23 protein-coding genes and 2 riboswitches are annotated in these 23,865 nt (G+C 71.4%); of the genes, 13 read left to right on the forward strand and 10 right to left on the reverse strand.

Going from position 1 to position 23,865, the window contains the following annotated elements:
• Positions 1-140 precede the first annotated feature (140 nt).
• Entirely contained in the window at positions 141-494 is a 354-nt protein-coding gene (erpA, locus tag ACIRST_RS13390) for an iron-sulfur cluster insertion protein ErpA (protein ID WP_316520866.1), read from the forward strand.
• Positions 495-657: 163 nt separating this feature from the next.
• Here the strand turns inward: erpA and ACIRST_RS13395 are convergent, their stop codons facing one another.
• A complete protein-coding gene (locus ACIRST_RS13395) occupies positions 658-1,341 on the reverse strand; it encodes a hypothetical protein (protein ID WP_350522556.1) in 684 nt (227 codons plus the stop codon).
• A gap of 103 nt (positions 1,342-1,444) precedes the next feature.
• Positions 1,445-1,651, reverse strand: coding sequence for a hypothetical protein (locus ACIRST_RS13400; protein ID WP_350522555.1), 207 nt, complete (start codon positions 1,649-1,651; stop codon positions 1,445-1,447).
• Between the two features lie 280 nt (positions 1,652-1,931).
• Between ACIRST_RS13400 and ACIRST_RS13405 the strand changes: the two genes are divergently transcribed.
• The gene (locus ACIRST_RS13405) at positions 1,932-2,909 is read left to right on the forward strand and encodes a carbohydrate kinase family protein (protein WP_402802371.1); all 978 of its coding nucleotides are present in this window, start codon (positions 1,932-1,934) and stop codon (positions 2,907-2,909) included.
• Here ACIRST_RS13405 and ACIRST_RS13410 read toward each other — a convergent pair.
• On the reverse strand, positions 2,902-4,308 hold the full coding sequence (locus ACIRST_RS13410) for a cysteine desulfurase/sulfurtransferase TusA family protein (protein ID WP_402802372.1): 1,407 nt from the start codon (positions 4,306-4,308) through the stop codon (positions 2,902-2,904). The two genes, ACIRST_RS13405 and ACIRST_RS13410, sit on opposite strands and share 8 nt — an antisense overlap.
• Before the next feature lie 369 nt (positions 4,309-4,677).
• Between ACIRST_RS13410 and coxB the strand changes: the two genes are divergently transcribed.
• From coxB to ACIRST_RS13430, 4 genes are all read left to right on the forward strand, one after another.
• Positions 4,678-5,532: a cytochrome c oxidase subunit II gene (gene coxB / locus ACIRST_RS13415; RefSeq protein WP_402802374.1), complete on the forward strand. Its 855-nt coding sequence runs from the start codon at positions 4,678-4,680 to the stop codon at positions 5,530-5,532.
• Entirely contained in the window at positions 5,529-7,304 is a 1,776-nt protein-coding gene (ctaD, locus tag ACIRST_RS13420) for a cytochrome c oxidase subunit I (protein WP_350522551.1), read from the forward strand. The genes coxB and ctaD overlap by 4 nt, the downstream gene beginning before the upstream one ends.
• The gene (locus ACIRST_RS13425; RefSeq protein ID WP_350522550.1) at positions 7,304-7,723 is read left to right on the forward strand and encodes a cytochrome c oxidase subunit 4; all 420 of its coding nucleotides are present in this window, start codon (positions 7,304-7,306) and stop codon (positions 7,721-7,723) included. The genes ctaD and ACIRST_RS13425 overlap by 1 nt, the downstream gene beginning before the upstream one ends.
• A 170-nt stretch (positions 7,724-7,893) precedes the next feature.
• A complete protein-coding gene (locus ACIRST_RS13430; protein ID WP_402802376.1) occupies positions 7,894-9,150 on the forward strand; it encodes an Ig-like domain-containing protein in 1,257 nt (418 codons plus the stop codon).
• A gap of 60 nt (positions 9,151-9,210) precedes the next feature.
• Here ACIRST_RS13430 and ACIRST_RS13435 read toward each other — a convergent pair whose 3' ends face one another.
• From ACIRST_RS13435 to ACIRST_RS13455, 5 genes are all read right to left on the reverse strand, one after another.
• On the reverse strand, positions 9,211-9,582 hold the full coding sequence (locus ACIRST_RS13435; RefSeq protein ID WP_350522548.1) for a GntR family transcriptional regulator: 372 nt from the start codon (positions 9,580-9,582) through the stop codon (positions 9,211-9,213).
• Positions 9,583-9,693: 111 nt separating this feature from the next.
• Entirely contained in the window at positions 9,694-11,352 is a 1,659-nt protein-coding gene (locus ACIRST_RS13440) for a cytochrome bc complex cytochrome b subunit (RefSeq protein ID WP_402802378.1), read from the reverse strand.
• On the reverse strand, positions 11,349-12,398 hold the full coding sequence (locus ACIRST_RS13445; protein WP_350522546.1) for a Rieske 2Fe-2S domain-containing protein: 1,050 nt from the start codon (positions 12,396-12,398) through the stop codon (positions 11,349-11,351). Before ACIRST_RS13445 ends, ACIRST_RS13440 begins: the two co-directional genes overlap by 4 nt.
• 8 nt (positions 12,399-12,406) lie before the next feature.
• Positions 12,407-13,216: a c-type cytochrome gene (locus tag ACIRST_RS13450; protein WP_350522545.1), complete on the reverse strand. Its 810-nt coding sequence runs from the start codon at positions 13,214-13,216 to the stop codon at positions 12,407-12,409.
• 187 nt (positions 13,217-13,403) lie between these two features.
• The gene (locus ACIRST_RS13455) at positions 13,404-14,024 is read right to left on the reverse strand and encodes a heme-copper oxidase subunit III (RefSeq protein WP_350522544.1); all 621 of its coding nucleotides are present in this window, start codon (positions 14,022-14,024) and stop codon (positions 13,404-13,406) included.
• A 396-nt stretch (positions 14,025-14,420) separates the two neighbouring features.
• Here ACIRST_RS13455 and ACIRST_RS13460 point away from each other — a divergent pair, with 396 nt between their 5' ends.
• The 3 genes from ACIRST_RS13460 to ACIRST_RS13470 all read left to right on the forward strand — a co-directional run bounded on the left by ACIRST_RS13460 (position 14,421) and on the right by ACIRST_RS13470 (position 17,692).
• The gene (locus ACIRST_RS13460) at positions 14,421-14,846 is read left to right on the forward strand and encodes a hypothetical protein (protein ID WP_402802381.1); all 426 of its coding nucleotides are present in this window, start codon (positions 14,421-14,423) and stop codon (positions 14,844-14,846) included.
• 119 nt (positions 14,847-14,965) lie between these two features.
• On the forward strand, positions 14,966-16,042 hold the full coding sequence (gene trpD, locus ACIRST_RS13465; RefSeq protein ID WP_402802382.1) for an anthranilate phosphoribosyltransferase: 1,077 nt from the start codon (positions 14,966-14,968) through the stop codon (positions 16,040-16,042).
• 109 nt (positions 16,043-16,151) lie between these two features.
• Positions 16,152-16,270: riboswitch (SAM riboswitch) on the forward strand.
• 51 nt (positions 16,271-16,321) lie between these two features.
• Complete coding sequence (locus ACIRST_RS13470) at positions 16,322-17,692, forward strand: aminotransferase class V-fold PLP-dependent enzyme (RefSeq protein ID WP_402802384.1); 1,371 nt, start codon at positions 16,322-16,324, stop codon at positions 17,690-17,692.
• A gap of 38 nt (positions 17,693-17,730) precedes the next feature.
• Here ACIRST_RS13470 and ACIRST_RS13475 read toward each other — a convergent pair whose 3' ends face one another.
• Together ACIRST_RS13475 and ACIRST_RS13480 are read right to left on the reverse strand one after the other, a co-directional pair.
• Positions 17,731-18,012: an Lrp/AsnC family transcriptional regulator gene (locus ACIRST_RS13475; protein WP_189915153.1), complete on the reverse strand. Its 282-nt coding sequence runs from the start codon at positions 18,010-18,012 to the stop codon at positions 17,731-17,733.
• Between the two features lie 41 nt (positions 18,013-18,053).
• Positions 18,054-18,836 (reverse strand): rhomboid family intramembrane serine protease, encoded by a 783-nt coding sequence (locus ACIRST_RS13480; RefSeq protein WP_396547667.1) that lies wholly within the window; start codon positions 18,834-18,836, stop codon positions 18,054-18,056.
• Positions 18,837-19,036: 200 nt separating this feature from the next.
• On the opposite strand from ACIRST_RS13480, the gene ACIRST_RS13485 reads away from it, so the two are divergent.
• The 4 genes from ACIRST_RS13485 (at position 19,037) to ACIRST_RS13500 (ending at position 23,856) form a co-directional block, all read left to right on the forward strand.
• Complete coding sequence (locus ACIRST_RS13485; RefSeq protein ID WP_350522539.1) at positions 19,037-19,300, forward strand: hypothetical protein; 264 nt, start codon at positions 19,037-19,039, stop codon at positions 19,298-19,300.
• Between the two features lie 393 nt (positions 19,301-19,693).
• Positions 19,694-20,995: an NYN domain-containing protein gene (locus tag ACIRST_RS13490; RefSeq protein ID WP_350522607.1), complete on the forward strand. Its 1,302-nt coding sequence runs from the start codon at positions 19,694-19,696 to the stop codon at positions 20,993-20,995.
• Positions 20,996-21,195: 200 nt separating this feature from the next.
• Positions 21,196-22,233 (forward strand): NlpC/P60 family protein, encoded by a 1,038-nt coding sequence (locus ACIRST_RS13495; RefSeq protein ID WP_402802386.1) that lies wholly within the window; start codon positions 21,196-21,198, stop codon positions 22,231-22,233.
• A 337-nt stretch (positions 22,234-22,570) separates the two neighbouring features.
• Positions 22,571-22,724, forward strand: a riboswitch (cyclic di-AMP (ydaO/yuaA leader).
• Between the two features lie 10 nt (positions 22,725-22,734).
• Positions 22,735-23,856, forward strand: a complete 1,122-nt coding sequence (locus tag ACIRST_RS13500; RefSeq protein ID WP_350522537.1) for an NlpC/P60 family protein — start codon at positions 22,735-22,737, stop codon at positions 23,854-23,856.
• Positions 23,857-23,865: the final 9 nt, after the last annotated feature.

A 23,865-nucleotide genomic window follows, 5' to 3' on the forward strand; every position in this document is an offset into this window, starting at 1 on the left:
AGGGGACGCGGGTGGCACACCCGGCCCACGGAAATCAGCCGCACATCAGGCCAGCAAATTCGTCGCCGCCCGGGAAATGAAACCGGACGGCCGTTGGTTGGCACTGGCGGTAGACCGTCGTCAAGACCGGGAGAAAGCAGATGACCGTCCAGGACGAGACCACCGTCGAGAGTGGCATCCTCCTCACCGATGCCGCCGCGGCCAAGGTCAAGGCCCTGCTGGAGCAGGAAGGCCGCGAGGACCTCGCGCTGCGCGTCGCCGTCCAGCCCGGTGGCTGCTCCGGCCTGCGTTACCAGCTGTTCTTCGACGAGCGCTCGCTCGACGGCGACGTGATCAAGGACTTCAACGGCGTCAAGGTCGTCACCGACCGGATGAGCGCCCCGTACCTGGGTGGCGCCACCGTCGACTTCGTCGACACCATCGAGAAGCAGGGCTTCACGATCGACAACCCGAACGCCACGGGCTCCTGCGCCTGCGGCGACTCGTTCAGCTAAGCCTGCTGCGAAGAGGCGGCCCCGGGTGCTCCCGGGGCCGCCTTTTTCGTTGCCCGCGTTCCCGCGTTCCCGCGTTCCCGCGTTCCCGCGTTCCCGCGCTGCTCGCGTGCGCCGAGCGCGGCCGGGGCCTGCTGGGGCCCCGGCGGCCGACTCACACCGGCTGCTACTGGCCGGCCACGTCCGGGGTCACCGGGTCCGGCCCGGCGTGCGGGTCGGCGTCCAGCGGCACCTCCTGGCCGCTGGTCTTGTCGACCACCGTCCGCCCGGCCAGCGGCGAGCGCAGATCGGCCGACACCGACTGCCGCTTGGCCAGCGCGTTGCAGACCTGCCCCGGGCCCACGGTGGGCGGTCCCGTCACGACCAGGACGTCCACCCGGCCCGGCTGCGACTCGTCCGCCTTCAGCGCGTACTTCGTGCAGACCCCGCCGAAGAAGTAGACGGTCAGCTTGGTGGTGCCGTCCACCCGGTAGGCCACCGGCGGATGCGCAGGCGAGCCCGAGCCGTTCGGGTTCGGCTCGCCCGGCGCGATCCCGTTCACCGGGGGAGTGCCCGGCGTCGGCTGCCCCGGGGCGGGCGAGGCCAGGGTGGGGGAGAAGTCGGTCGGCGGCGTCTGCGGCTTGCCGGTGTCCGCGGGGCTCCCCGTCGCGGTGGCGGACGCGCCGCCGGAGGGCGTCGGGGCCTGCGGGGAGGCGCTCGCCGAGGCCGAGCCGCCGGCCGTGGCACTCGCCGAGTCCGAGGCGGGCTTGCCGTCCCCGTTGCACCCGGCCACCGTCACCACCGCCGCCAGCGCGAGGGCCGCCAGGGCCGCCGTCCGCCGACCCCGCCGCGGCATCGTCTCCAGATCCATCTGCACATCCTCCCGAGAGCTCAGCGGTGCCGCCTCCTCGGCCGCTCCGCGCGGATGTGACGTGCCCCGGGCGGATCCGGTTCCGCGTCGCTCCGGGAACGGCTCAGAAGCCGTACTCGGCCATCCCGGCGACCACCCGCTGCGCCCCGGACGGGACCCGGAAGCCGACGGGTGAAGGGGCGCTGGTCTCCGGGCCGGGCGTCAGCAGCGGCCAGAACCGGAGCAGCCGCCGGGAGGAGTCCAGCAGGGCGTCGAGGGTCTCGCCGTCCTCGGCCCGCAGGCCGGGCAACGGGGAGTGGTCGGTCATCATCGGGCATCGCTCCGATCGAGTGCCGTGGCCGCGCTGCCACGGTCGACGTCGGGGCCCACCCGCACGGCGGGCCTCCTGAGGCCGACCCTAGGCCGGGCCTCGCACCGCCCACCAGTGCTACCCGGAGGTAGTACACGTTCGACGGCAAGGGGTGCCACCATGGCCGTGCGGGGCGGCAACTTGCGGGACTCTTGCCGGTTCGCGGCCCGGAGCCCGGTACCGTGGGTGGGTTCGTCCGCGCCTGTCCGCTGGCCCTGAAGCCACCCTGAGGAGACCTTCCGTGCGTATCGCCGTCGCCGGCTCGATCGCCACCGACCACCTGATGACGTTCCCCGGCCGGTTCGCCGACCAGCTCGTCGCCGAGCAGCTGCACACGGTGTCGCTGTCCTTCCTGGTCGACACCCTGGACATCCGCCGCGGCGGGGTCGCCCCGAACATCGCCTTCGGCATGGGTGTGCTCGGACTGCGCCCGATCCTGGTCGGCGCCGCCGGCGCGGACTTCGCCGAGTACCGCAGCTGGCTGGAGCGCAACAACGTGGACTGCGAGTCCGTCCACATCTCCGAGACCCGGCACACGGCCCGCTTCATGTGCACCACGGACGAGGACCACAACCAGATCGCCTCGTTCTACACCGGCGCCATGGCCGAGGCCCGCAACATCGAGCTGAAGCCGATCGCCGACCGCGTCGGCGGCCTGGACCTCGTCCTGATCGGCGCCGACGACCCGCAGGGCATGGTCCGCCACACCCAGGAGTGCCGCACCCGCGGCTACGCCTTCGCCGCCGACCCCTCCCAGCAGCTGGCCCGCCTGGAGGGCGACGACATCCGCGAGATCGTCGACGGCGCCGCGTACCTCTTCACCAACGAGTACGAGGCCGCGCTGATCGAGACCAAGACCGGCTGGGACGCCGAGGAGCTGCTCACCCGCGTCGGCACCCGGATCACCACCCTCGGCAGCAAGGGTGTCCGGATCGAGCGCAAGGGTGAGGCGCCGATCGTGGTCGGCTGCGCCCAGGAGGAGGCCAAGGTCGACCCGACCGGCGTCGGCGACGCCTTCCGGGCCGGCTTCCTCACCGGCCTGTCCTGGGACCTCGACCTGGAGCGCTCCGCCCAGCTCGGCTGCATGCTCGCCACCCTGGTCATCGAGACCGTCGGCACCCAGGAGTACGAGCTGCGCCCGGTCGGCTTCCTGAAGCGCTTCGAGGAGAGCTACGGCGCCGAGGCGGCCGCCGAGGTCCGCGCGCACCTGGTCAAGTAGTCCGCCGCACGACGAGGTAGGCCGAGCCCCGGTCGCCGCCGTAGTCGGCGGCCGGGGCCTCGCCCGCGTACTCGTGCCCGCGCATCCCGCACCAGGCCGGGATGTCCAGCCGGGCCGCCTCGTCGTCGGCCAGCACGGCGACCGTGCCGCCCTGCGGCACCTCGCCGATCCGCTTCGCCAGCTCGATCACCGGCAGCGGGCACCGCTTGCCCAGGGCGTCGATGACGAGCAGGGCGGAACCCTCCTGCGCGGCGGCCGCCGCCGGCGCCGGGAGGTCCAGCCCGAGCGGTGCCCGGACACCGGCCACCAGCTCCGGCAGCACCGCGAGGAAGCGCTCCACGTCCGCCTCGGCCGTCCCGTACGGCAGCGAGACCCGGACGTTCCCCTCGGTGAGCACCCCCATCGCCGCCAGCACGTGGCTGGGCGTCAGCGTGGAGGAGGTGCAGGAGGAGCCGGAGGAGACCGCGAAGCCCGCCCGGTCGAGCTCGGTGAGCAGCACCTCGCCGTCCACGTACAGGCAGGAGAAGGTGACGATGTGCGGCAGCCGCCGCACCGGGTCGCCGACCACCTCGACCTCGGGCACCAGCTGCGGCACCCGGGCCCGGATCCGCTCCACCAGTGCGTGCAGCCGGGCGTTCTCCTGCTCGGCCCCGGCCCGGACGGCGCGCAGCGAGGCGGCCGCGGCCACGATCGCCGGGACGTTGACGTAACCGGGCACCCGGCCGCCCTCGCGCTCGTCGGCCGGCAGCGGCGAGGAGTAGCGCACGCCCTTGCGCACCGCCAGCACCCCGACCCCGGGCGGGCCGCCCCACTTGTGCGCGCTCGCGGTCAGCAGCGACCAGCCCGCGGGGACGTCCACCCGGCCGGCGCTCTGCGCGGCGTCCACCAGCAGCGGGACGCCGGCCGCGGCGCACAGTTCCGCGACCTCGCCGACCGGCTGGACCGTTCCCACCTCGTGGTTGGCACTCTGCAGCGCGGCCAGCGCGGTGTCCGGGCGCAGCAGCGCGCCGAAGGCCGCCGGGTCGACCCGGCCGCCCCGGTCCACCGGTACGACCGAGGCCTCGCCCCCGCCCGCCGTGTGGCGCTCGGCGACGTGCAGCACGCTGGAGTGCTCCACCGCGGAGTGCACCAGGTGGCCGCCGCGCCGGCGGTTGCCGGCCAGGGCGCCGAGCAGGCCGAGCTGGACGGCCTGCGTCCCGCTCGCGGTGAAGGCGATCTCGTCGGCCCGCGCGCCCAGGACCTCGGCGACGGTCTCGCGGGCGGCGTCCAGCAGCATCCGGGCCTGTCGGCCGGAGCGGTACAGCCGGGCCGGATCGGCCCAGCCCTCGTCCAGGGCGGCGGTCAGTGCCTGCCGCGCGACGGGGTGCAGGGGGGCCGTCGAGGCCGCGTCGAAGTACACGGTCACATTTAACGACACACCCGACGCGCGTTCCGGCCCGATCGCGCGGCTCACCCGCCGTCAGTCGATCACGCCGAATGTCCGCTTCATCCGTGTCCGACGGGTCGTCACGGACGTTGTCCGAGGTCATCCCCCGATCGGGCGTAAGGACCTCGAATGCCTACGATGACCTGCGGCGCAGCCCTTGCCGGGCCTGATCGGGCGACCGGGCGGCGCGTTACCGGGGGCTGCCCGTCAGGAGCGCATAAGGCTGGAGTAGGGTTTGGCCCGCATAAGCATTCAAACCGTGCCCGTGGACGGGTCGCCGGGGAGGCTCACACTCCTCCCCGGGGCGACGCGAAGGCGGGCGAGACTTCGGGAAGGCGCTACGTGAGTCCCAACGGCTCCGACCGCTCGCCGCGGCGCACGATGCGGCGGAAGCTGCCTCAGGCGCTGGCACTGGGCCTCGTCATCGCGACCGCCACCGGCTGCTCGGCCAACGACCTCCCCAGGCTTGGCCTCCCGAGCCCCGTCACCGAGGAAGGGCCGCTGGTCCTCCGCATGTGGCAGGGGTCCTGGATCGCGGCGCTGGTGGTCGGCGGACTGATGTGGGGTCTGATCATCTGGAGCGTGATCTTCCACCGGCGCAAGCGCACCGGTGTGGAGGTACCTCCGCAGACCCGGTACAACGTGCCCATCGAGGCGCTCTACACCGCGGTCCCCATCATCATCGTCTCGGTGCTCTTCTACTTCGTCGCCCGCGACGAGGCCAAGTTGACCTCCACCTCCGAGAAGCCGCAGCACTACGTCAACGTGGTGGGCTTCCAGTGGAGCTGGGCGTTCAACTACGAGAACACCGAGAACCCCGACCCGGCCAACAAGGACGCCGCGTTCGAGGTCGGTACCCCCGGGAGCGTTCCGACGCTCTGGCTGCCGGTCAACGAGTCGGTGCAGTTCCGGCTCACCTCGCGTGATGTCATCCACGACTTCTGGCCCGTCAACTTCCTGATGAAGATGGACGTCGTGCCGGGCGTGGTGAACAAGTTCGAGGTCACCCCGAACGTCAAGGGTGAGTACATGGGCAAGTGCGCCGAGCTCTGCGGCACCGACCACTCGCGCATGCTGTTCAACGTCAAGGTCGTCGACCGCGCCGACTACGACAAGCACCTGGCCGAGCTTCGCGCCAAGGGCCAGAACGGTGCGGTGCCCTCCGGCGTCATCGGCATGGGAAGTGAAGAGAAGTGACCATCCTCAACGAGCCCGCCGCAGCAGGCGGGGGCGCCGATGCCGTCACGGTCGGGGCGCAGCGGACCCGGAAGCCGGGTTCGACCATCATCAAGTGGCTGACCACCACTGACCACAAGACGATCGGCACGCTGTACCTGGGCACGTCGTTCGCCTTCTTCCTGATCGGTGGCATCCTCGCCCTGGTCATGCGCGCCGAGCTGGCTCGTCCCGGGACCCAGATCCTGTCGAACGAGCAGTTCAACCAGGCGTTCACGATGCACGGCACGATCATGCTGCTGATGTTCGCGACGCCGCTGTTCGCGGGCTTCGCGAACTGGATCATGCCGCTGCAGATCGGCGCCCCGGACGTGGCCTTCCCGCGTCTGAACATGTTCGCGTACTGGCTGTACCTCTTCGGTTCGACCATCGCGGTGGCGGGCTTCGTGACCCCGAACGGCGCCGCCGACTTCGGCTGGTTCGCCTACTCCCCGCTGTCGGACGCGGTGCACTCGCCCGGCGTCGGCGGCGACATGTGGATCATGGGTCTGGCCTTCTCCGGCTTCGGAACGATCCTCGGTGCGGTCAACTTCATCACCACGATCATCTGCATGCGCGCCCCGGGCATGACGATGTTCCGGATGTCGATCTTCGTCTGGAACGTCCTGCTGACCTCGGTGCTGGTCCTGCTGGCCTTCCCGGTCCTGGCCGCCGCGCTGTTCGCCCTGGAGGCCGACCGCAAGTTCGGCGCCCACGTCTTCGACCCGGCCAACGGCGGGGCGCTGCTCTGGCAGCACCTGTTCTGGTTCTTCGGTCACCCCGAGGTGTACATCATCGCGCTGCCGTTCTTCGGCATCGTGTCGGAGATCATCCCGGTCTTCAGCCGCAAGCCGATGTTCGGTTACTCCGGTCTGATCGCGGCCACCATCGCGATCGCCGGTCTGTCCGTGACGGTGTGGGCGCACCACATGTACGTCACCGGGCAGGTACTGCTGCCGTTCTTCTCGTTCATGACCTTCCTGATCGCGGTCCCGACCGGTGTGAAGTTCTTCAACTGGGTCGGCACCATGTGGAAGGGCTCGCTGAGCTTCGAGACCCCGATGCTCTGGACGGTCGGCTTCCTGGTCACCTTCCTCTTCGGTGGTCTGACCGGTGTCCTGCTGGCCTCCCCGCCGATCGACTTCCACGTCTCGGACTCGTACTTCGTCGTCGCCCACTTCCACTACGTGGTCTTCGGCACCGTCGTGTTCGCGATGTTCGCCGGCTTCCACTTCTGGTGGCCGAAGATGACCGGCAAGATGCTGGACGAGCGCCTCGGCAAGATGACCTTCTGGACGCTGTTCTTCGGCTTCCACGCCACCTTCCTGGTGCAGCACTGGCTCGGCGCGGAGGGCATGCCCCGCCGCTACGCCGACTACCTGGCCGCGGACGGCTTCACCACGCTGAACACCGTCTCGACCATCGGCTCCTTCGTGCTCGGCCTGTCGATCCTGCCGTTCCTCTACAACGTCTGGAAGACCGCCAAGTACGGCGAGAAGGTCACCGTGGACGACCCGTGGGGCTTCGGCCGCTCGCTGGAGTGGGCGACCTCCTGCCCGCCGCCGCGGCACAACTTCCTCACCCTGCCGCGGATCCGCTCCGAATCCCCGGCCTTCGACCTCCACCACCCGGAGATCGCCGCGCTGGACTACCTGGAGAACCACGGTGAGCCGGCCAAGCACCTCGCCGGTGTGACCCCGGCGAAGTACGACGCCCCGAAGCTGGGCAAGGGCAAGCAGGAGGGTGACGCCTGATGAAGGAACAGGGAAAGATCTTCCTGGGCCTGTCGGTCTTCGTGCTGGCGATGGCCATCACGTACGGCCTGTGGACCAACAACGCCGAGGGCCCGGGTCTGGAGGCCGCCGGTACCACCGCGCTGTTCCTGGCCTTCGCGCTCTGCGCCTTCATCGGGTACTACCTCGCCTTCACCGCCCGCCGGGTGGACAGCGGCGCGGGTGACAACCCCGAGGCCGAGGTCGCGGACGACGCCGGCGAGCTGGGCTTCTTCGCCCCGCACAGCTGGCAGCCGCTCTCGCTGGCGCTCGGTGGCGCGCTCGCCTTCCTGGGCGTGATCTTCGGCTGGTGGCTGATGTTCTGGGCCGCTCCGATCATCCTGATCGGCATCTTCGGATGGGTCTTCGAGTTCTACCGGGGCGAGAACCAGAACCAGTAGGGTTCCGCATCCGACACCAGGGCCGGTCCTCCCGCACGGGAGGACCGGCCCTGGTGCGTCTCCGGGGTGACGGCCTCACTCAGCCGGGTGAACGAGGGGTCCCTCGGATGTCGCTCTGCCAGCAGGCGTTCCTACGATCTGATCAATCGTGCGAACCCCCGGAGGCGGTCATGGCCGACAGGCACGGAATCGCAGGCATAGGCAGCATCTCGCTCGCCCTCGCAGTACTGGCCCCGCTGGCCGCCTGCTCGTCCGGTGACGACGAGTCCGCGGGGCCGCACCGGATCGACGCGGCCCCGCTGGTCCACCTCTCGGCGGACGGCCAGGTCGATCCCTCCCAGCCGATCACCGTGACGGCCGTGCAGGGCAGCCGGCTCACCGACGTCACCGTGGTCGGCCCGGACGGCCGGGTGGTCGCCGGCAAGCTCGCCGACGACCAGCGCAGCTGGCAGACCACCGGCCGGCTGAAGGCCGCCACCACGTACTCCGTCCGCATCTCCGCCGACGACGGCAAGGGCGGCCGCGGCGACACCACCGCCGGCTTCAGCACCGTCGCGGCCCAGCGCCTGCTCACCGCCAAGCTCGGCCCGGACTCCTCCGGCAGCGGCGTCTACGGGGTCGGCCAGCCGCTCACCGTGCAGCTCTCCGAGGCGGTGAAGGACCCGCAGGCCCGCCAGGAGGTCGAGCAGAGCCTGACCGTGACCTCCCAGCCCGCCGTCACGGGCGCCTGGTACTGGGTGGACGACAAGGACCTGCACTTCCGGCCGGAGGACTACTGGCCGGCCGGCACGACCGTCGCGCTGGCCTTCGACGCCACCGGCAGCCGGATCTCGGACGGCCTCTACGGCGGCGACCGCAGCGCGCTGAAGCTGCGGATCGGGGCGCGGGTCGAGTCGGTGGTCGACGCGGCCGCCCACGAGCTCACCCTGAAGCGTGACGGCGAGGTCGTGCGGACCATCCCGGTCACCACCGGCAAGCCCGGCTTCGACACCCGCAACGGCATCAAGGTGGTGCTCGGCCAGGAGCAGTCCGTCCGGATGAGCGGCGAGACCATCGGCATAGCCGCCGGCAGCTCGGAGTCGTACGACCTCGACGTGAAGTGGGCCACCCGGGTGACCTGGAGCGGCGAGTACGTGCACGCGGCGCCCTGGTCGGTCGGCTCGCAGGGCGTCGCGAACGTCAGCCACGGCTGTACCGGCATGAGCACCGACAACGCCAAGTGGTTCTACGAGAACACCCGGGTGGGGGACCTGGTGACGGTGGTGAACAGCCAGGGCGCCGCGATGGAGCCGTTCGGCAACGGCTTCGGGGACTGGAACGTGGCCTGGACGGACTGGGTCAAGCACAGCGCCGTCGGACAGCCCCTCAGCACCACGGTTCCGGCCGGTCAGGCCCCCGCCGCGGGGATGATCCGCCCCGAGGTCTGACCGGGGCAGTGCCGGGCCCGTGCGGACCCGTGCGGGGCCGTCCTGGCCCCGCACGGGCCGTCAGGCCTCCGGGTAGGCCAGCCCCAGCGCGGTGACCACCGCGGCCACGGCGTCCGCGTGGGAGAGCCCGAGGCGGCTCGCGCGCTCGGCGTACTCGGCGGCGGCCGCGGCGGCCAGCCGGTGCGCGCTGTCCCCGGTGGCGGCGATCAGGGTGCCGCGCCGGCCGTGGGTCTCCACCACGCCGTCCGTCTCCAGCTCCCGGTACGCCCGGGCGACGGTGCCGGCGGCCAGCCCCAGCTCCTCGGCCAGGGCCCGTACGGTGGGCAGCTTCAGCCCGGTGGGCAGCTCCCCGGTGCGGGCCCGCTCCGCGATCTGGGCGCGGATCTGCTCGTACGGCGGCGTGGCGGAGGCGGTGTCGACGGAGAGCTGCACGGGAGGCTCCTGGAGACGCGGTCGGGGACGGGCCGGCGGATGCGGAAAGGCCGAGGGCCGCCGACCAGACGAACTCTGGTCAGCGGCCCTCGGGGTGACGCGGGTACGGGATCAGTGGTGGCCGTGGCCGCTGGTGATCTCGTGGTGCTCCTCGGCGGTCGGCTTGGGGATCTGGCTGCCCTCGCCGTAGTAGCCGCGGGACAGCTTGGCCCGGGTGCGGGTGAGGACGCCGGCCTTGCGGGCCACGCCGTTCTCGTCCGCCTGGGCCGGCAGCTCGACCGGCTGGTTCTGCTCGTGCGCGGTGAGCTTGAACAGGTCCTTCTGCGGCAGCTGCGCGTGCACCTCGACGAACTCGCCGTGCGGCAGGCGCTTGATGACGCCCGTCTCGCGGCCGTGCAGCACCTTCTCCTTGTCACGGCGCTGGAGGCCGAGGCACCAGCGCTTGGTGACGATGAAGGTGATGACCGGGACGACGAAGAAGCCGACGCGGACGAAGTAGGTGATCGAGTTGATCGACAGGTGCAGGTGGGTGGCGAACAGGTCGTTGCCACCACCGATCAGCAGCACCAGGTACAGGCTGATCCAGGCGGCACCCAGGGCGGTGCGGACCGGGGCGTTGCGCGGGCGGTCCAGGATGTGGTGCTCGCGCTTGTCGCCGGTGATCCAGCCCTCGATGAACGGGTAGACCGCGATCGCGACCAGGACCAGCGGGAAGATCATCAGCGGGACGAAGACACCCAGGTTCAGGGTGTGGCCCCACAGGCTGATCTCCCAGCCCGGCATGACGCGGATCAGACCCTCGGAGAAGCCCATGTACCAGTCGGGCTGGGCGTCCGTGGACACCTGGTCCGGGCGGTACGGGCCGTAGGCCCAGATCGGGTTGATCGAGGCGATCGCCGAGATGGCGGCGATCAGACCGAACACCAGGAAGAAGAAGCCACCGGCCTTGGCCATGTAGACCGGCATCAGCGGCATGCCGACGACGTTCTTCTCGGTCTTGCCCGGGCCCGCCCACTGGGTGTGCTTGTGGTAGAAGACCAGGATCAGGTGCGCCACCAGCAGGCCGAGCATGATGCCCGGGATCAGCAGCACGTGGATGGTGAAGAACCGCGGGATGATGTCGTGCCCGGGGAACTCGCCGCCGTACAGGAACATCTGCAGGTAGGTGCCGACCAGCGGGACGGCGAGGATCGCGCCTTCCATGAAGCGGATACCGGTACCCGACAGCAGGTCGTCCGGCAGCGAGTAGCCGAAGAAGCCGTCGAACATGCCCAGGACCAGCAGCAGGAAGCCGAAGACCCAGTTGATCTCGCGGGGCTTGCGGAACGCGCCGGTGAAGAACACGCGCATCATGTGCACGAGCATCGCGGCCACGAAGACCAGCGCGGCCCAGTGGTGGATCTGACGGATCAGCAGGCCACCGCGGACCTCGAAGCTGATGTCGAGCGTCGACGCGTAGGCCTCGGACATGCCGATGCCCTTGAGCGGGACGTACGACCCGTTGTAGATCACCTCGCCCATGGAGGGCTTGAAGAACAGCGTCAGGTAGACACCGGTCAGGATGATGATGACGAACGAGTAGAGGCAGATCTCGCCCAGCATGAAGGACCAGTGGTCCGGGAAGATCTTCCGCAGGTTGGCCTTGGCGAGGGAGTAGATCCCCAGCCGGCCGTCCGTCCAGTCAGCCGCGGCCTCCCACTTGTTGGCGGGCTTGGCACGCGTGCTGGACGGCTTGGCGGCACCGGTCGTGGTGCTGCTCGCGCTACTCATCGAGCACGCTCCCAGAAGCTCGGGCCGACGGGCTCCGCGAAGTCGCCGGTGGCGACCAGGTTGCCCTTGTCGTCAGTGGTGATCTTCAGCTGCGGCAGCGGGTGGCCGGCCGGGCCGAAGATGACGCGCGCGCCGTCCGCCAGGTCGAAGGTCGACTGGTGGCAGGGGCAGAGCGCGTGGTGGGTCTGCTGCTCGTACAGGCTGATCGGGCAGCCGACGTGGGTGCAGATCTTCGAGTAGGCCAGGATGCCCTCGAAGCCCAGCTCCTTGGAGTTGTCGTCCTTGATGTCCTCCGGTGCGATGCGCACCAGCATCAGGGCGTCCTTGGCGATCCGCTGCTGGAAGTCCTCGTCGTGGGTGCTCAGGCCCTCGGGCATGGCGAAGGTCAGCGAGCCGATGGCGACGTCCTGCGGCTTCAGCGGCAGCATGGTGTTCATGTTGACCAGCTGCAGCGGCTTGGCCGGAGTCGCCTCCTTCCAGCCGGTCTCCTGGAGCTTCTTCTCCGGGAGCGGGCCGAGGTCGCGGAGCAGGACCACGCCGGAGAGCGGGACCAGCGCCATCGAACCGATGAGGGTGTTGCGGATCATCTTGCGGCGGCCGAAGCCGGACTCGGCGGCGCCGGTCTTGAACTGCTCGATGACGTCCGCGCGGACCTCGTCGTCGGCCTCGATCGGGTGACGCTCGGCCGGCAGCTCGACGTCCGACATCAGGGTGCGGGCCCAGTGGACCGCGCCCGCGCCGATCATGAAGAGCGCGACGCCCAGGGTCAGACCCAGCGCGAAGTTCAGCGCGCTGACGTGACCCAGCGGGAAGATGTAGACGATCTTGTCCGGGTCGATGGCCACGTACGAGGCGATGAAGCCGACGGTGGCGAGCATCGAGATCACGAACATCAGCGAGACCTGGCGCTCGGCGCGCCGGGCGGCCTTCTCGTCGATGTCGGTGCGACGGGGCTCGTGGGCCGGCAGGCCCGGGTCGGCGAACGGGTTGCCGTGCTCGGCGACCTCGCCGGCGGAGCCGTGCGACTCCGGGAGGTTCTCTGACATGTCGTGGCTCATGACTTCTTGGCCTTGGTGGTGTGGGCGGCGACCCAGATCGCGACCGCGATGAGCGTGCCAAGACCGAAGATCCAGCCGAACAGGCCCTCGGTCACCGGACCGAGGCTGCCGAGCGTGAGACCCCCGGGGTTGGGCTCGTCGCTGGTGGTGTGGCGGACGAAGGCCACGATCTGCTTCTTCTGCTCCTCGGGCATGGTGGTGTCCGGGAACGACGGCATGTTCTGCGGGCCGGTCTGCATGGCCTCGTAGATGTGCTTGGGATCCACGCCCTCCAGCGACGGGGCGTACTTGCCCTTGGTCAGGGCACCACCCTGGCCGGCGAAGTTGTGGCACTGGGCGCAGTTGGTGCGGAACAGCTCGCCACCCTTGGAGATGTCCTCCGGGTTGGTCGAGGTGTACTGCTCCTCCGTCGGGGTCACCGGGCCGGGACCGAGGGAGGCGACGAAGGCGGCGAGCTGGTCGATCTCGGCCTGGGTGTAGATGGCCTTCTTGCGCGGCACCTGGGCGCCGGGCTGCTGGGCCGGCATGCGGCCGGTGCCGACCTGGAAGTCGACGGCGGCGGAACCGACGCCGACCAGGCTCGGACCGTCACTGCTGCCCTGGCCGTTCAGGCCGTGGCAGGAGGAGCAACCGACGGCGAAGAGCTTCTTGCCCTCATCGATCGCGAGCGACTGCGCGGCGACGTCGGCCTGCGCCTTGTCGGCGGGCGCGAACGCGGCGTACAGCCCCCCGGTTGCCGCCAGGGCGAGAAGTAGGACGACCAGCGCCGCCAATGGGTGGCGCCGTCGTGCGGAGAGCTTTTTCACGGAATAACCCCGGTGTCAGGATCTGGTCGACTGGTGGGTGCACCCGGCGGCCGGTCTGGCCGGCACGAGGCTGCCTGTCTAGGGCTGCGCGCGCGGTCGGTCGGTGGGAGCGTCGGCACCGGCAGAAGCGGCCCGTCGCCGGTGAGGGCGGGGGCCGCAGCCGGTGGCCAGCGACCTGATCAGCTGGTTACTTGATCAGGTAGATGGTCGCGAACAGGCCGATCCACACGACGTCGACGAAGTGCCAGTAGTACGACACGACGATCGCGGCGGTGGCCTGCTCGTGCGTGAAGCGCTTGGCTGCGTACGTCCGTCCCAGGACCAGCAGGAAGGCGATCAGACCACCCGTCACGTGCAGGCCGTGGAAGCCGGTGGTCAGGTAGAACACCGTGCCGTACGGGTCGGAGGACAGCGACAGACCATCCTTCTTGACCAGCTCGGTGTACTCGTAGACCTGGCCGCCGATGAAGACCGCGCCCATGACGAACGTGATGATGAACCACATGCGGAGCTTCTTCACGTCACCGCGCTCGGCGGCGAACACGCCGAGCTGGCAGGTGAGCGAGGAGAGCACCAGGACCGTGGTGTTGACCGAGGAGAACGCCACGTTGAGGGCGTGGGCCTTCTCGGTCCAGAACTCGGCTCCCTTGACGGAGCGGAGCGTGAAGTACATCGCGAAGAGGGCCGCGAAGAACATCAACTCGGAACTGAGCCAGACGATCGTTCCGACGCTGACCATGTTCGGCCGGTTGACCGATCCGTGCGCGTGCCCGGTTTCTACTGCTGTTGCTGTCGCCACGACGGACATTATGTCGGTCCCTTATTCCGTCTTCACGCCGGGGGGTGTCCCTCGGAGTGTCCGGTGCGTGCGGTATGCCCGCTTGGGGGCCGACGGGGTGGGTGTACGGGGGCTGAGCAGCGGCGTGTCCCTTTTCTGACGGTTCCTCGGGGCACTCTACGACCCCGTTGCCCGGCGCGTCGATGCACGGTCGGAGCAGCGGCCGGAGGTAGGGGAGCGGGCCGGGGGTCGGCCGTACGGGTGGACCGGGCGGGTCCGGGTGACGGGCAGTCCTCCAGGAGGGTGAGACCGGGGCGCGGCGGCTTGAGGAGGAACGTGCGCGAGGGGCACTCGGCGGAGGGTGATCGGGAGTAGCATCCGGATCAGGCGAACGTGGTCCGGATCACACTTGAGGGAGCAGGGTCCATGGCGTACACGACCGATGAGACGCTCACCGTCCTCGTCTACAGCGACGACCGCAACACCCGCGAGCAGGTGCTGACGGCACTCGGCCGTCGGCCCGCCGAGGATCTTCCGGAGCTGTCCTACCTGGAGTGCGCGACCACCCCGGCGGTGCTCAAGGCGCTGGAGAAGGGCGGCGTGGACCTCTGCGTGCTGGACGGCGAGGCGGTCCCGGCCGGCGGGCTGGGGCTCGGGCGCCAGCTGAAGGACGAGATCTACGGCTGCCCGCCGGTGCTGGTGCTGATCGGCCGGCCGCAGGACTCCTGGCTCGCCGCCTGGAGCCGGGCCGACGCCGCGATCTCCCACCCGGTGGACCCGGTGGCGCTGGCCGGGGCGGTCGCCACCCTGCTGCGGGCCCGGCTGGCCAAGCGGGCGCCGGCCGCCCGCTGAGCGGCGGCGTCTCAGTACTAGAGAAGACGGGGCCCTGGGGGCCCTGCCGCTCGATAGGCTGGCTCCATCCGTACGGACGCCCCCCGGAGCGGGGGGACAGACGACAGCTGGAGTCAGCCATGGTGAACGTGAACCCTGCGAACGGCGGTAGCGACCCCGCGCAGGTGGTCCGCTCCTGGCCGGATCTCCTGACGGCCCTGTTGAAGGGGGAGGACCTCGACCGCTCGTCCACCGCGTGGGCGATGGACCGGATCATGAGCGGCGAGGCCTCCCCCGCCCAGGTGGCCGGCTTCATGATCGCGCTGCGGTCCAAGGGCGAGACGGTCGACGAGGTCACCGGTCTGGTCGACGCGATGTACGCGCACGCCGAGCCGCTGGACATCGCCGGCCCGGCGGTGGACATCGTCGGCACCGGCGGCGACCGGGCGAAGACCGTCAACATCTCCACGATGTCGGCGATCGTCGCGGCGGCGGCCGGTGCCAAGGTGGTCAAGCACGGCAACCGGGCCGCCTCCTCCTCCACCGGGTCCTCGGACGTGCTGGAGAAGCTCGGGGTGGCGCTGGACCTCTCCGCCCGGCGGGTCGCCGAGGTGGCCGAGGAGGTCGGCCTCACCTTCTGCTTCGCGGCGAAGTTCCACCCCTCGATGCGGCACGCCGCCACCGCGCGGCGCGACCTCGGGGTGCCGACCGCCTTCAACATCCTCGGCCCGCTGACCAACCCGGCCAAGGTCACCTCCCACGCCATCGGCTGCTTCGACACCCGGCTGTCCGGGCTGATCGCCGGGGTGCTCGCCCGGCGCGGCTCGACGGCGCTGGTCTTCCGCGGCGACGACGGGCTGGACGAACTGACCATCACCACGACCTCGCGGGTGTGGGTGGTGCGCGACGGGGTGGTCACCGAGACCTCCTTCGACCCGCGGGAGGTCGGCATCGAGCTGGTCGGCATCGAGTCGCTGCGCGGCGGGGACCCGGCGTACAACGCGGAGGTCGCGCGCCGTCTGCTGGCGGGCGAGCGCGGGCCGGTGCGGGACGCCGTCCTGCTGAACACGGCGGCGGCGCTGGTCGCGCTCGACCTGGGCGACGCGCCGCTGGCCGAGCAGCTCGCGGCGGGCATGGCGCGGGCGGCGGAGGCCATCGACTCCGGCGTCGCACAGGAGCTGCTGCGGCGCTGGTCGGAGGCCACCAGCCGTAACTGAAGCGGTGGTTGGGAGCCCGTGTCGGAAACTCCGGCGCGGGCTCCCCGGCTGTCCGGATGGTGGATGCCCGTTTGACCGCCCGCCGGACGCGACCCTAGAGTCGGCGCCAGGTCATGAGTGACAGCGTCAAGCCCCAGCTTGCTGTCCGGCAACCCTCCGTCCGTGGCGGGGTGCCCTGGGTGAGGACCGGGTCGCCACGGCAAACCGTCCGTGCGACAAGCGCGGACACCCGACGAGTGGCACTCCCGGGGTCCCAGGCCCCTGAAGGAGTGCATCCTCATGTCCTCTCTCGCCACCGAGACCACCGCCCCGCTCGCCGTGCTCGGCTCCGACGTCCAGGTCCCGCTCGCCAGCGGTGAGAAGGTCGGCTACGCGGCGCTCGACTACGCGGCCAGCGCGCCGGCACTGCAGCGGGTCTGGGACGACGTCGCGGCCTACGCGCCGTACTACGGCAGCGTGCACCGCGGCGCCGGGTACCTCTCGCAGCTGTCCACCGACCTCTTCGAGCAGAGCCGCCGCACCGTCGCCGAGTTCCTCGACCTGCGCGAGGGCGACCAGGTCGTTTTCACCCGGGCCACCACCGACTCGCTCAACCTGCTGGCCGCCGCCGTTCCGGCCGGCACCCGGGTGTTCGCCTTCGAGACCGAGCACCACGCCTCGCTGCTGCCCTGGGCGCACGCCGGACTGGACGTGACCTACCTGCGCGCGCCGCGCTCCCGGGCCGAGGCGGTGGCCGCCCTGGACGCCGCGCTCGCCGAGGCGCCCGAGGGCCCCAAGCTGCTCTGCGTCACCGGCGCCTCCAACGTGACCGGCGAGCTGTGGCCAGTCGCCGAGCTGACCGGGACGGCGCACCGGCACGGCGCCCGGGTGGTGCTGGACGCGGCCCAGCTGGCCCCGCACCACCGGGTCTCGGTGCGCGAGCTGGACGTCGACTGGATCGCCTTCTCCGGCCACAAGATCTACGCGCCGTTCGGCGCCGGGGTGCTGGCCGGCCGGGCGGACTGGCTGGACGCGGCCGAGCCGTACCTGGCCGGCGGCGGGGCGACCCGCACGGTGGCCCGGGAGACGGACGGCTCGGTGGCCGTGCAGTGGCAGACCGGCCCGGCCCGGCACGAGGCCGGCTCGCCGAACGTCATCGGCGCCTACGCGATCGCCTCGGCCTGCCGCGCCCTGGGCGAGGCCGGCTTCGACGCCCTGGAGGCCCGTGAGCGGCAGCTGGTCGACCGGCTGACCGCCGGGCTGGCGGAGGTCCCGCAGGTCAAGGTGCTGAACCTGTTCGGCGCCGGCTCGGCCCGGGTGGGCGTGCTGTCCTTCGTCGTCCGGGGCTGGAACAGCTCGCACTTCTCGGCCGCGCTGTCCGCCGAGTACGGCATCGGGGTGCGCGACGGCCTCTTCTGCGCCCACCCGCTGGTGCGGACCCTGCTGGACGACGAGGCCACCGCCGTCGAGTCCAGCTGCGGCGCTCCGGACCCCTCGCTGCCGGGCGAGCGCAGCCTGAACGCCATCCGGGTCAGCTTCGGCGCCGGGACCCCGGACGAGCACATCGACCGCTTCCTCACCGCCGTCCGCGAGCTGGTCACGGACGGCGCGGCGTGGAACTACCGCAACGAGGGCGGGCGTTGCGTCGCGGACACCCGCCGGGAGGGCTGAGCCCGCGCGCGTCGGGAGGGCTGAGCCCGGGGGCCCCGCTACTCGTCCAGGCCGAGGGCGAAGGCCGCCTCCAGGTCGTGCTGGGAGTAGGTGCGGAAGGCGATCTGGGTCTCGGTGTGGGCCACGCCGGGGACCTTGTTGAGCCGGCCCGGGATGACCTCGGCCAGGTCGTCGTGGCGGCGCACCCGGACCATCGCCACCAGGTCGTATCCACCGGTCACCGAGTACACCTCGCTGACGCCCTCGATGGAAGCGATGGCCTCGGCGATCTCCGGGATGCGGTCGACACTGGTCTTGATCAGGACGATGGCGGTGATCACTGTTCGCGCTCCTTTGTGGGGTGCCGCCAGCGTATCGGGCGTCAGCCGGGCCGTCTCGGGGGGTGGCGGACCACCGTGCAGGTGTAGAGGAAGCCGGCCGAGAAACCGATCACGTGGACCAGGTAGGCCACCCCCGGGCCCGCCGAGTGCACCGACCACCACTGCAGCGCGAACCAGAGGCCGAGCACCAGCCAGGCCGGGAAGCGCAGCGGCAGGAAGAACAGCAGCGGGACGAGGGTGGTCACCCGGGCGCGCGGGTGGAAGCGCAGGTAGGCGCCCAGGACGGCGGAGATCGCGCCGGAGGCTCCGATGAGCACCCGCGTGCAGTCCGGCGAGTGCGCCTCCGCGAGCGCGAAGCCGTACGTGGCCAGGCTGCCGGCGGCCAGGTAGAAGACGGCGTACCGGGCCCGGCCCAGCCGCCGCTCGACGGTGGGGCCGAAGACGTGCAGGAAGAGCAGGTTGCCCAGCAGGTGCAGCCAGCCGGCGTGCAGGAAGAGGCCGGTGAGGGCGGACAGGGCCGGGTGCTTGCCCGGGGTCGGGGCGGCCGGGCAGCCGGGGACCGGGTCGGGGGCCTCGGTCAGCTGTTCGGCGGTGAGCGGCCGCCCGGTCAGCAGTTCGGCCGGCACGGCGCCCCAGCGCTGCTCGTACCGCTGCTCCGCGCAGACCCGGGCCGGGCCGGTGCCGTACAGCGGATTGAGCCCGGCGGCCGGGCCGAGGAGGAAGACCAGGGTGTTGACCGCGATCAGCGCGTAGGTGACCGCCGGGGCGGCCACCTCCGGCCGGCCGCCCCGCGCGGCGGTGTGGTCGGGGGCCGCGAGCGCCATGCGGCCAGCATCCCTCCGGGCGCCGCAGGTGACACGGCGGTTTACGGCAGGTGGACTAGCCCCGCTATTCCGCTGACCGGTGGTCGCGATGGTTGCCCCAGGCAATAGGCTTGGGGCGGGCATTCCCGCCTCCCGCCGCCGACGCCGGGGCTCCGGGGGGAGCGCCTAGCCCACGCAGGGACCACCCGAGAGGACCCCCGATGACCGTCCCCGCCCTGACTGCCGAGACGCGCTGGCGCTGCACCCTGTGCGGAAACCTCACCCGGTTCGACGTGACCCGCACCGCGCGGGTGACCGAGTTCCTGCACTTCGACCTGGCCGGCGACTCCAAGGTCGAGGAGACCGAGGTGCTGAGCGAGACCGTCGAGTCGGTGCGCTGCCGCTGGTGCAACGCCGTCGACCAGGTCGAGCTGGTGGCCCGTCCGGGTGCCGAGGGCGCGGAGGCCCCGGCCGAGCAGGGCTGATGCCCGCGGGTGTGGGGGGGGGGGGGGGGGGGGGGGCGGGGCCCCCCCCCCCCCCCCCCCCCCACACCGGACAATACGGAACAAGACGCACGGGGCGTGACGACGGGGGGTCGCGGCCGTACCCCGCCGGAGAACAGGATCGGAGCCGAGGACGTGGTGGACGCAGCGAAGGAGCCCGGCGAAGCGCAGGGGCTTCGGCCCGCTGCGCAGGCGCAGGTGCCGGACGCCGGGACGGGACCGGCGGAGGGCGCTGCGTCCGGAGCCGTCGACGCGGCGGCCGGCGGACCCGATGCCGTCGGGGCGCAGACCGCTTCGTCCGACCCGGCAGACCCGGCAGACCCGGCCGAGTCCTCCGACGCCTCCGGGGCCGCGTCGGAGCGCGGCGCCGAGAAGCTGGACCGGCCGCTGCCCGAGGGAGTGCGCCGACGGGTGGTCGGGCTGGCCTCGGACGCGCTGGGCGGACTGCCGCCGGGCGAACTCCCGCAGAGCCTGCGTCAGTACGTGAAGTTCACCCCCGCGCGGCGCGCCAAGTACGCGGCCACCGCGCTGGCGGCCGCGCTGGAGGCGGAGCCGGCCTTCCGGGTGCGGATAGCGGAGCGGCTGCGGCTGGGACAGCCGGACCTGGTGAGGGCGCTGGAGTCGGGCAGCGTCCCCGGCGCCGCCGATCCGATGGACGTCGCGGCCGCCGCCTACCTGGTGCGCTCGGCGGGCTGGAGCCGGCTGGTCGCCGAGGCCGGCGAGGAGGCCGAGCGGGCCGGCGCCGAGGACGCGGCCGCGGAGGCGACCCGGCTGGTGGAGAAGCTGCAGGCCGAGCTGGCCGAGGTGCGGGCCACCGCGCGGGCGGACCTGGACCGGCAGCGCGTGGAGTTCGAGGGCGTCCGGCGGGAGGCCGAGTCGCTGCGCAAGAAGGTGCGGTCGCTGGAGAGCGACACCCGCCGGGCGCAGGCCGAGACGCGTCGGGTGGCCGGGGAACTGGAGGCGGTGAGGGCCCAGGGCGCTGCCGAGCGCAGCGCGGCCGAGACCGAGGCGCGGCGGCTCAAGCACCGGCTCTCGGAGCTGGAGAACGCCGCCGAGCAGGGCCGCCGGTCGGCCCGCGAGGGGCGCAGCGTCGAGGACATGCGGCTGCGGCTGCTGCTGGACACCGTGCTGCAGTCGGCCCAGGGTCTGCAGCGGGAGCTGGCGCTGCCGGTCGCCCAGATCCGCCCGGCGGACCTGGTGGAGGCGGTGGTGCCGGGCGCGGCCTCGCCGCACGACGTGGCGCGGCGCGGGCTGGCCGAGGACGACCCGGCGCTGCTGGACCAGCTGCTGGCGATTCCGCAGGTGCACCTGGTGGTGGACGGCTACAACGTGACCAAGACCGGCTATCCGACGCTGCCGCTGGAGCAGCAGCGGATCCGGCTGCTGGGCGGGCTGGCGATGCTGGCCCAGCGCACCCAGGCGGAGGTCACCTGTGTGTTCGACGGCCAGGATCTGGACGTTCCGGTGATCATGGCGCCGCCGCGCGGGGTCCGGGTGCGGTTCAGCCGGACCGGAGAGACCGCGGACGAGCTGATCCGCCGTCTGGTGCGGGCCGAGCCGCAGGGCCGTCCGGTGGTGGTGGTCTCCGCCGACCGGGAGGTCGCGGAGGGCGTGCGGAAGGCGGGCGCGCGCCCGGTGGCGTCGGTGCTGCTGCTGAACCGGCTGGCGCGGCCCTGAGCGTCGGCCCGCTAGGATGACACCTGGTCAGCGCCGCGTCCACGACCGTGTGCGGGTGCGGTGAAGCCGGTGTGGTGAACGGGGTTCACGCCTTCGGGGGAGTGGCAAAGCGGATAGATCCGCACTAGGGTCTGGCGTCAAACCTATTTTCCGGTTCCTCATCCGATCGGGTGAGTCCGTTGGAAGAAGGAGCCGGTCCCTTGGCCTCCCACCGCCGTCCCAAGCAGCCGAGCCGCGCGCGGATCTCCGTGCTCACCGCTGCCGCTGCGACCGCGGTCGCCCTCTCCGCCCAGGTGGCCGCGCACGCCGCGCCGCAGCCGAACAAAACGGACGTCAAGGCGCAGATCGACCAGCTCCAGGAGGAGCAGGAGCAGGCGGCCGAGAAGTACAACGGCGCCAAGGAGCGGGCCGACCAACTGCGCAAGCAGGCCGACCAGCTGCAGGACCAGGTGGCCCGCGGCCAGGAGCAGATGACCCAGCTGCAGGGCGGCCTGGCCGAGGTGGCCGGCGACCAGTACCGCAGCGGCGGCATCGACCCGTCCGTCCAGCTGATGCTCTCCTCCGACCCGTCGGGCTACCTGGAGAAGGCCTCGACGGTCCAGCAGGCCAGCACCACCCAGGCCGAGGCGCTCAAGTCGCTGCTGGACGAGCAGCGCCGGCTGGACCAGGAGAAGACCGAGGCGGCCGCCGTGCTGGCCTCGCTGGACAGCACCACCAAGGACCTGAACCAGGCCAAGGCGGACGTCAACACCAAGCTGCAGGCCGCCCAGGACCTGCTGAACTCGCTCAGCGCCGCCGAGCGCACCGCGCTGAAGGCCCAGCAGGCGCAGGACGACCGGGCCTCGCGCGGCAGCGACCGGGTCGACCTGAGCAACCTGCCGCCGGCCAGCGGGTACGCCGCGGTGGCCGTCGCCAAGGCGATGAGCAAGCAGGGCTCGCCGTACGTGTGGGGCGCCACCGGTCCGAGCACCTTCGACTGCTCCGGCCTGATGCTCTGGGCGTACGGCCAGGCCGGCGTCTCGCTGCCGCGCACCTCGCAGGAGCAGGGCCACTACGGCACCGCGGTGCCCGGACTGGCCGCGGCCCAGCCCGGCGACCTGGTCATCTACGGCGGCGACATGCACCACGTCGGGATGTACATCGGCAACGGCATGGTGGTCCACGCGCCGCACACCGGTGACGTGGTGAAGGTGATGAAGGCCGACGCGATGCCGATCAACACCATCCGCCGGGTCTGACGGCCCGACACCCTCCGGGGGCCCCGTCCGGGCCCCTGTGATCCGCGCCACCTCCGACGGGGTGGCGTTCGGGTTTTCGACCGTTTCGCGAGCGGCGGGTGAGACCTGATCAGCCTTGCGTACGGTCGTGATCACCATCGGTCATTTTCACAAAAGAACTTGGGTAATCTTCCGTCTTTTTTCTGACAAGGATTTGAACCGATCACGGTTCAGTTACTAGGGTCGTGCTTCGAACCACCGCACTGTCGATCACCCAGCCAGGGTGGCGGCGGTGGTTACCGCCGAGTTCGCGAGGCAGCGGGGCAGGTCGAAGCGACTGCCCGACAGGGGAGCCCAGTGGTCGGGGGCGCTGCGGAGCGGAGCCGGGGAACCACGTTCCTCCGGGGTGAATCGGCGCCAGGTCGGCCGCTGGAACGGCCGTGAGGCGTCGTAGGGCATGCTTCCGGCCCGAACCCGTCAGCTCACCCGGTAGGCGGACGTAGGAAGAAGGAGCCCGCCTTCGTGGCGTCCCATCGTCGTCCCAAGCCAGCAAGTCGCGCCCGGGTCTCGATCCTGACCGGTGTCGCCGCCGCTGCCGTCGCCCTCTCCGCGCAGTCCGGCGCCCACGCCGACCCGCAGCCGACCAAGGACCAGGTCAAGGAGCAGGTCGACCAGCTCAACGAGCAGGCCGAGGTGGCGACCGAGCAGTACAACGCCGCCCAGGAGAAGCAGCAGACCCTGGAGAAGCAGGTCTCCGGCCTGCAGGACCAGGTGGCCCGTCAGCAGGCCCAGGTGACCGAGCTGCAGGGCGGACTCGCCGAGATCGCCGGGGAGCAGTACCGCAACGGCGGCATATCCCCGACCGTCCAGCTGATGTTCTCGTCCAGCCCGGACAACTTCCTCAACCAGGCCGGTGCGCTGAACCAGGCCGGTGACACCCAGAAGAACCAGCTGAAGCAGCTCCAGGAGCAGCAGCGCAAGCTCGACCAGGACCGCACCGAGGCCCAGGGCAAGCTCGCCGAACTGGAGTCGACCACCCAGCAGCTGAAGGCCTCCAAGGACGAGGTCCAGGCCAAGCTGAAGGCCGCCCAGGACCTGCTCAACACCCTGACCGAGCAGGAGCGCCAGGCGCTGCGCGCGGCCGAGGAGAAGGCCGCCGCCGACGCCAAGGCCCAGGCCGACGCCGCCGCGAAGGCGCAGCAGAACGCCGACCGCGCCTCGCGCGACAACAGCCGCACCGACCTCTCCACGCCGTCGTCCACGCCGGCCGGCAAGCTCCCGGCCCCGGGCAGCTCGCGCGGTGCCGCCGCGCTCTCCGCCGCCGCCTCCAAGGTCGGCAGCCCGTACGTGTGGGGCGCCACCGGCCCGAGCTCCTTCGACTGCTCCGGCCTGATGGTCTGGGCGTTCAACCAGGTCGGCGTGTCGCTGCCGCGCACCTCGCAGGAGCAGGCCCACGCCGGCACCCGGATCGGCACCGACCTGTCCCAGGCCCAGCCCGGCGACCTGCTGATCTTCTACGGGGACGCCCACCATGTCGGCATCTACGCCGGCAACGGCCAGGTGCTGCACGCCCCCAAGCCGGGTGCGTCGGTCCGCTACGAGGCCGTCACCAACATGCCGCTGAGCGGCATCGTGCGGGTCTGACCCCGTTCG

The organism is Kitasatospora sp. NPDC101447 (assembly GCF_044767225.1).
Classification (GTDB): domain Bacteria; phylum Actinomycetota; class Actinomycetes; order Streptomycetales; family Streptomycetaceae; genus Kitasatospora.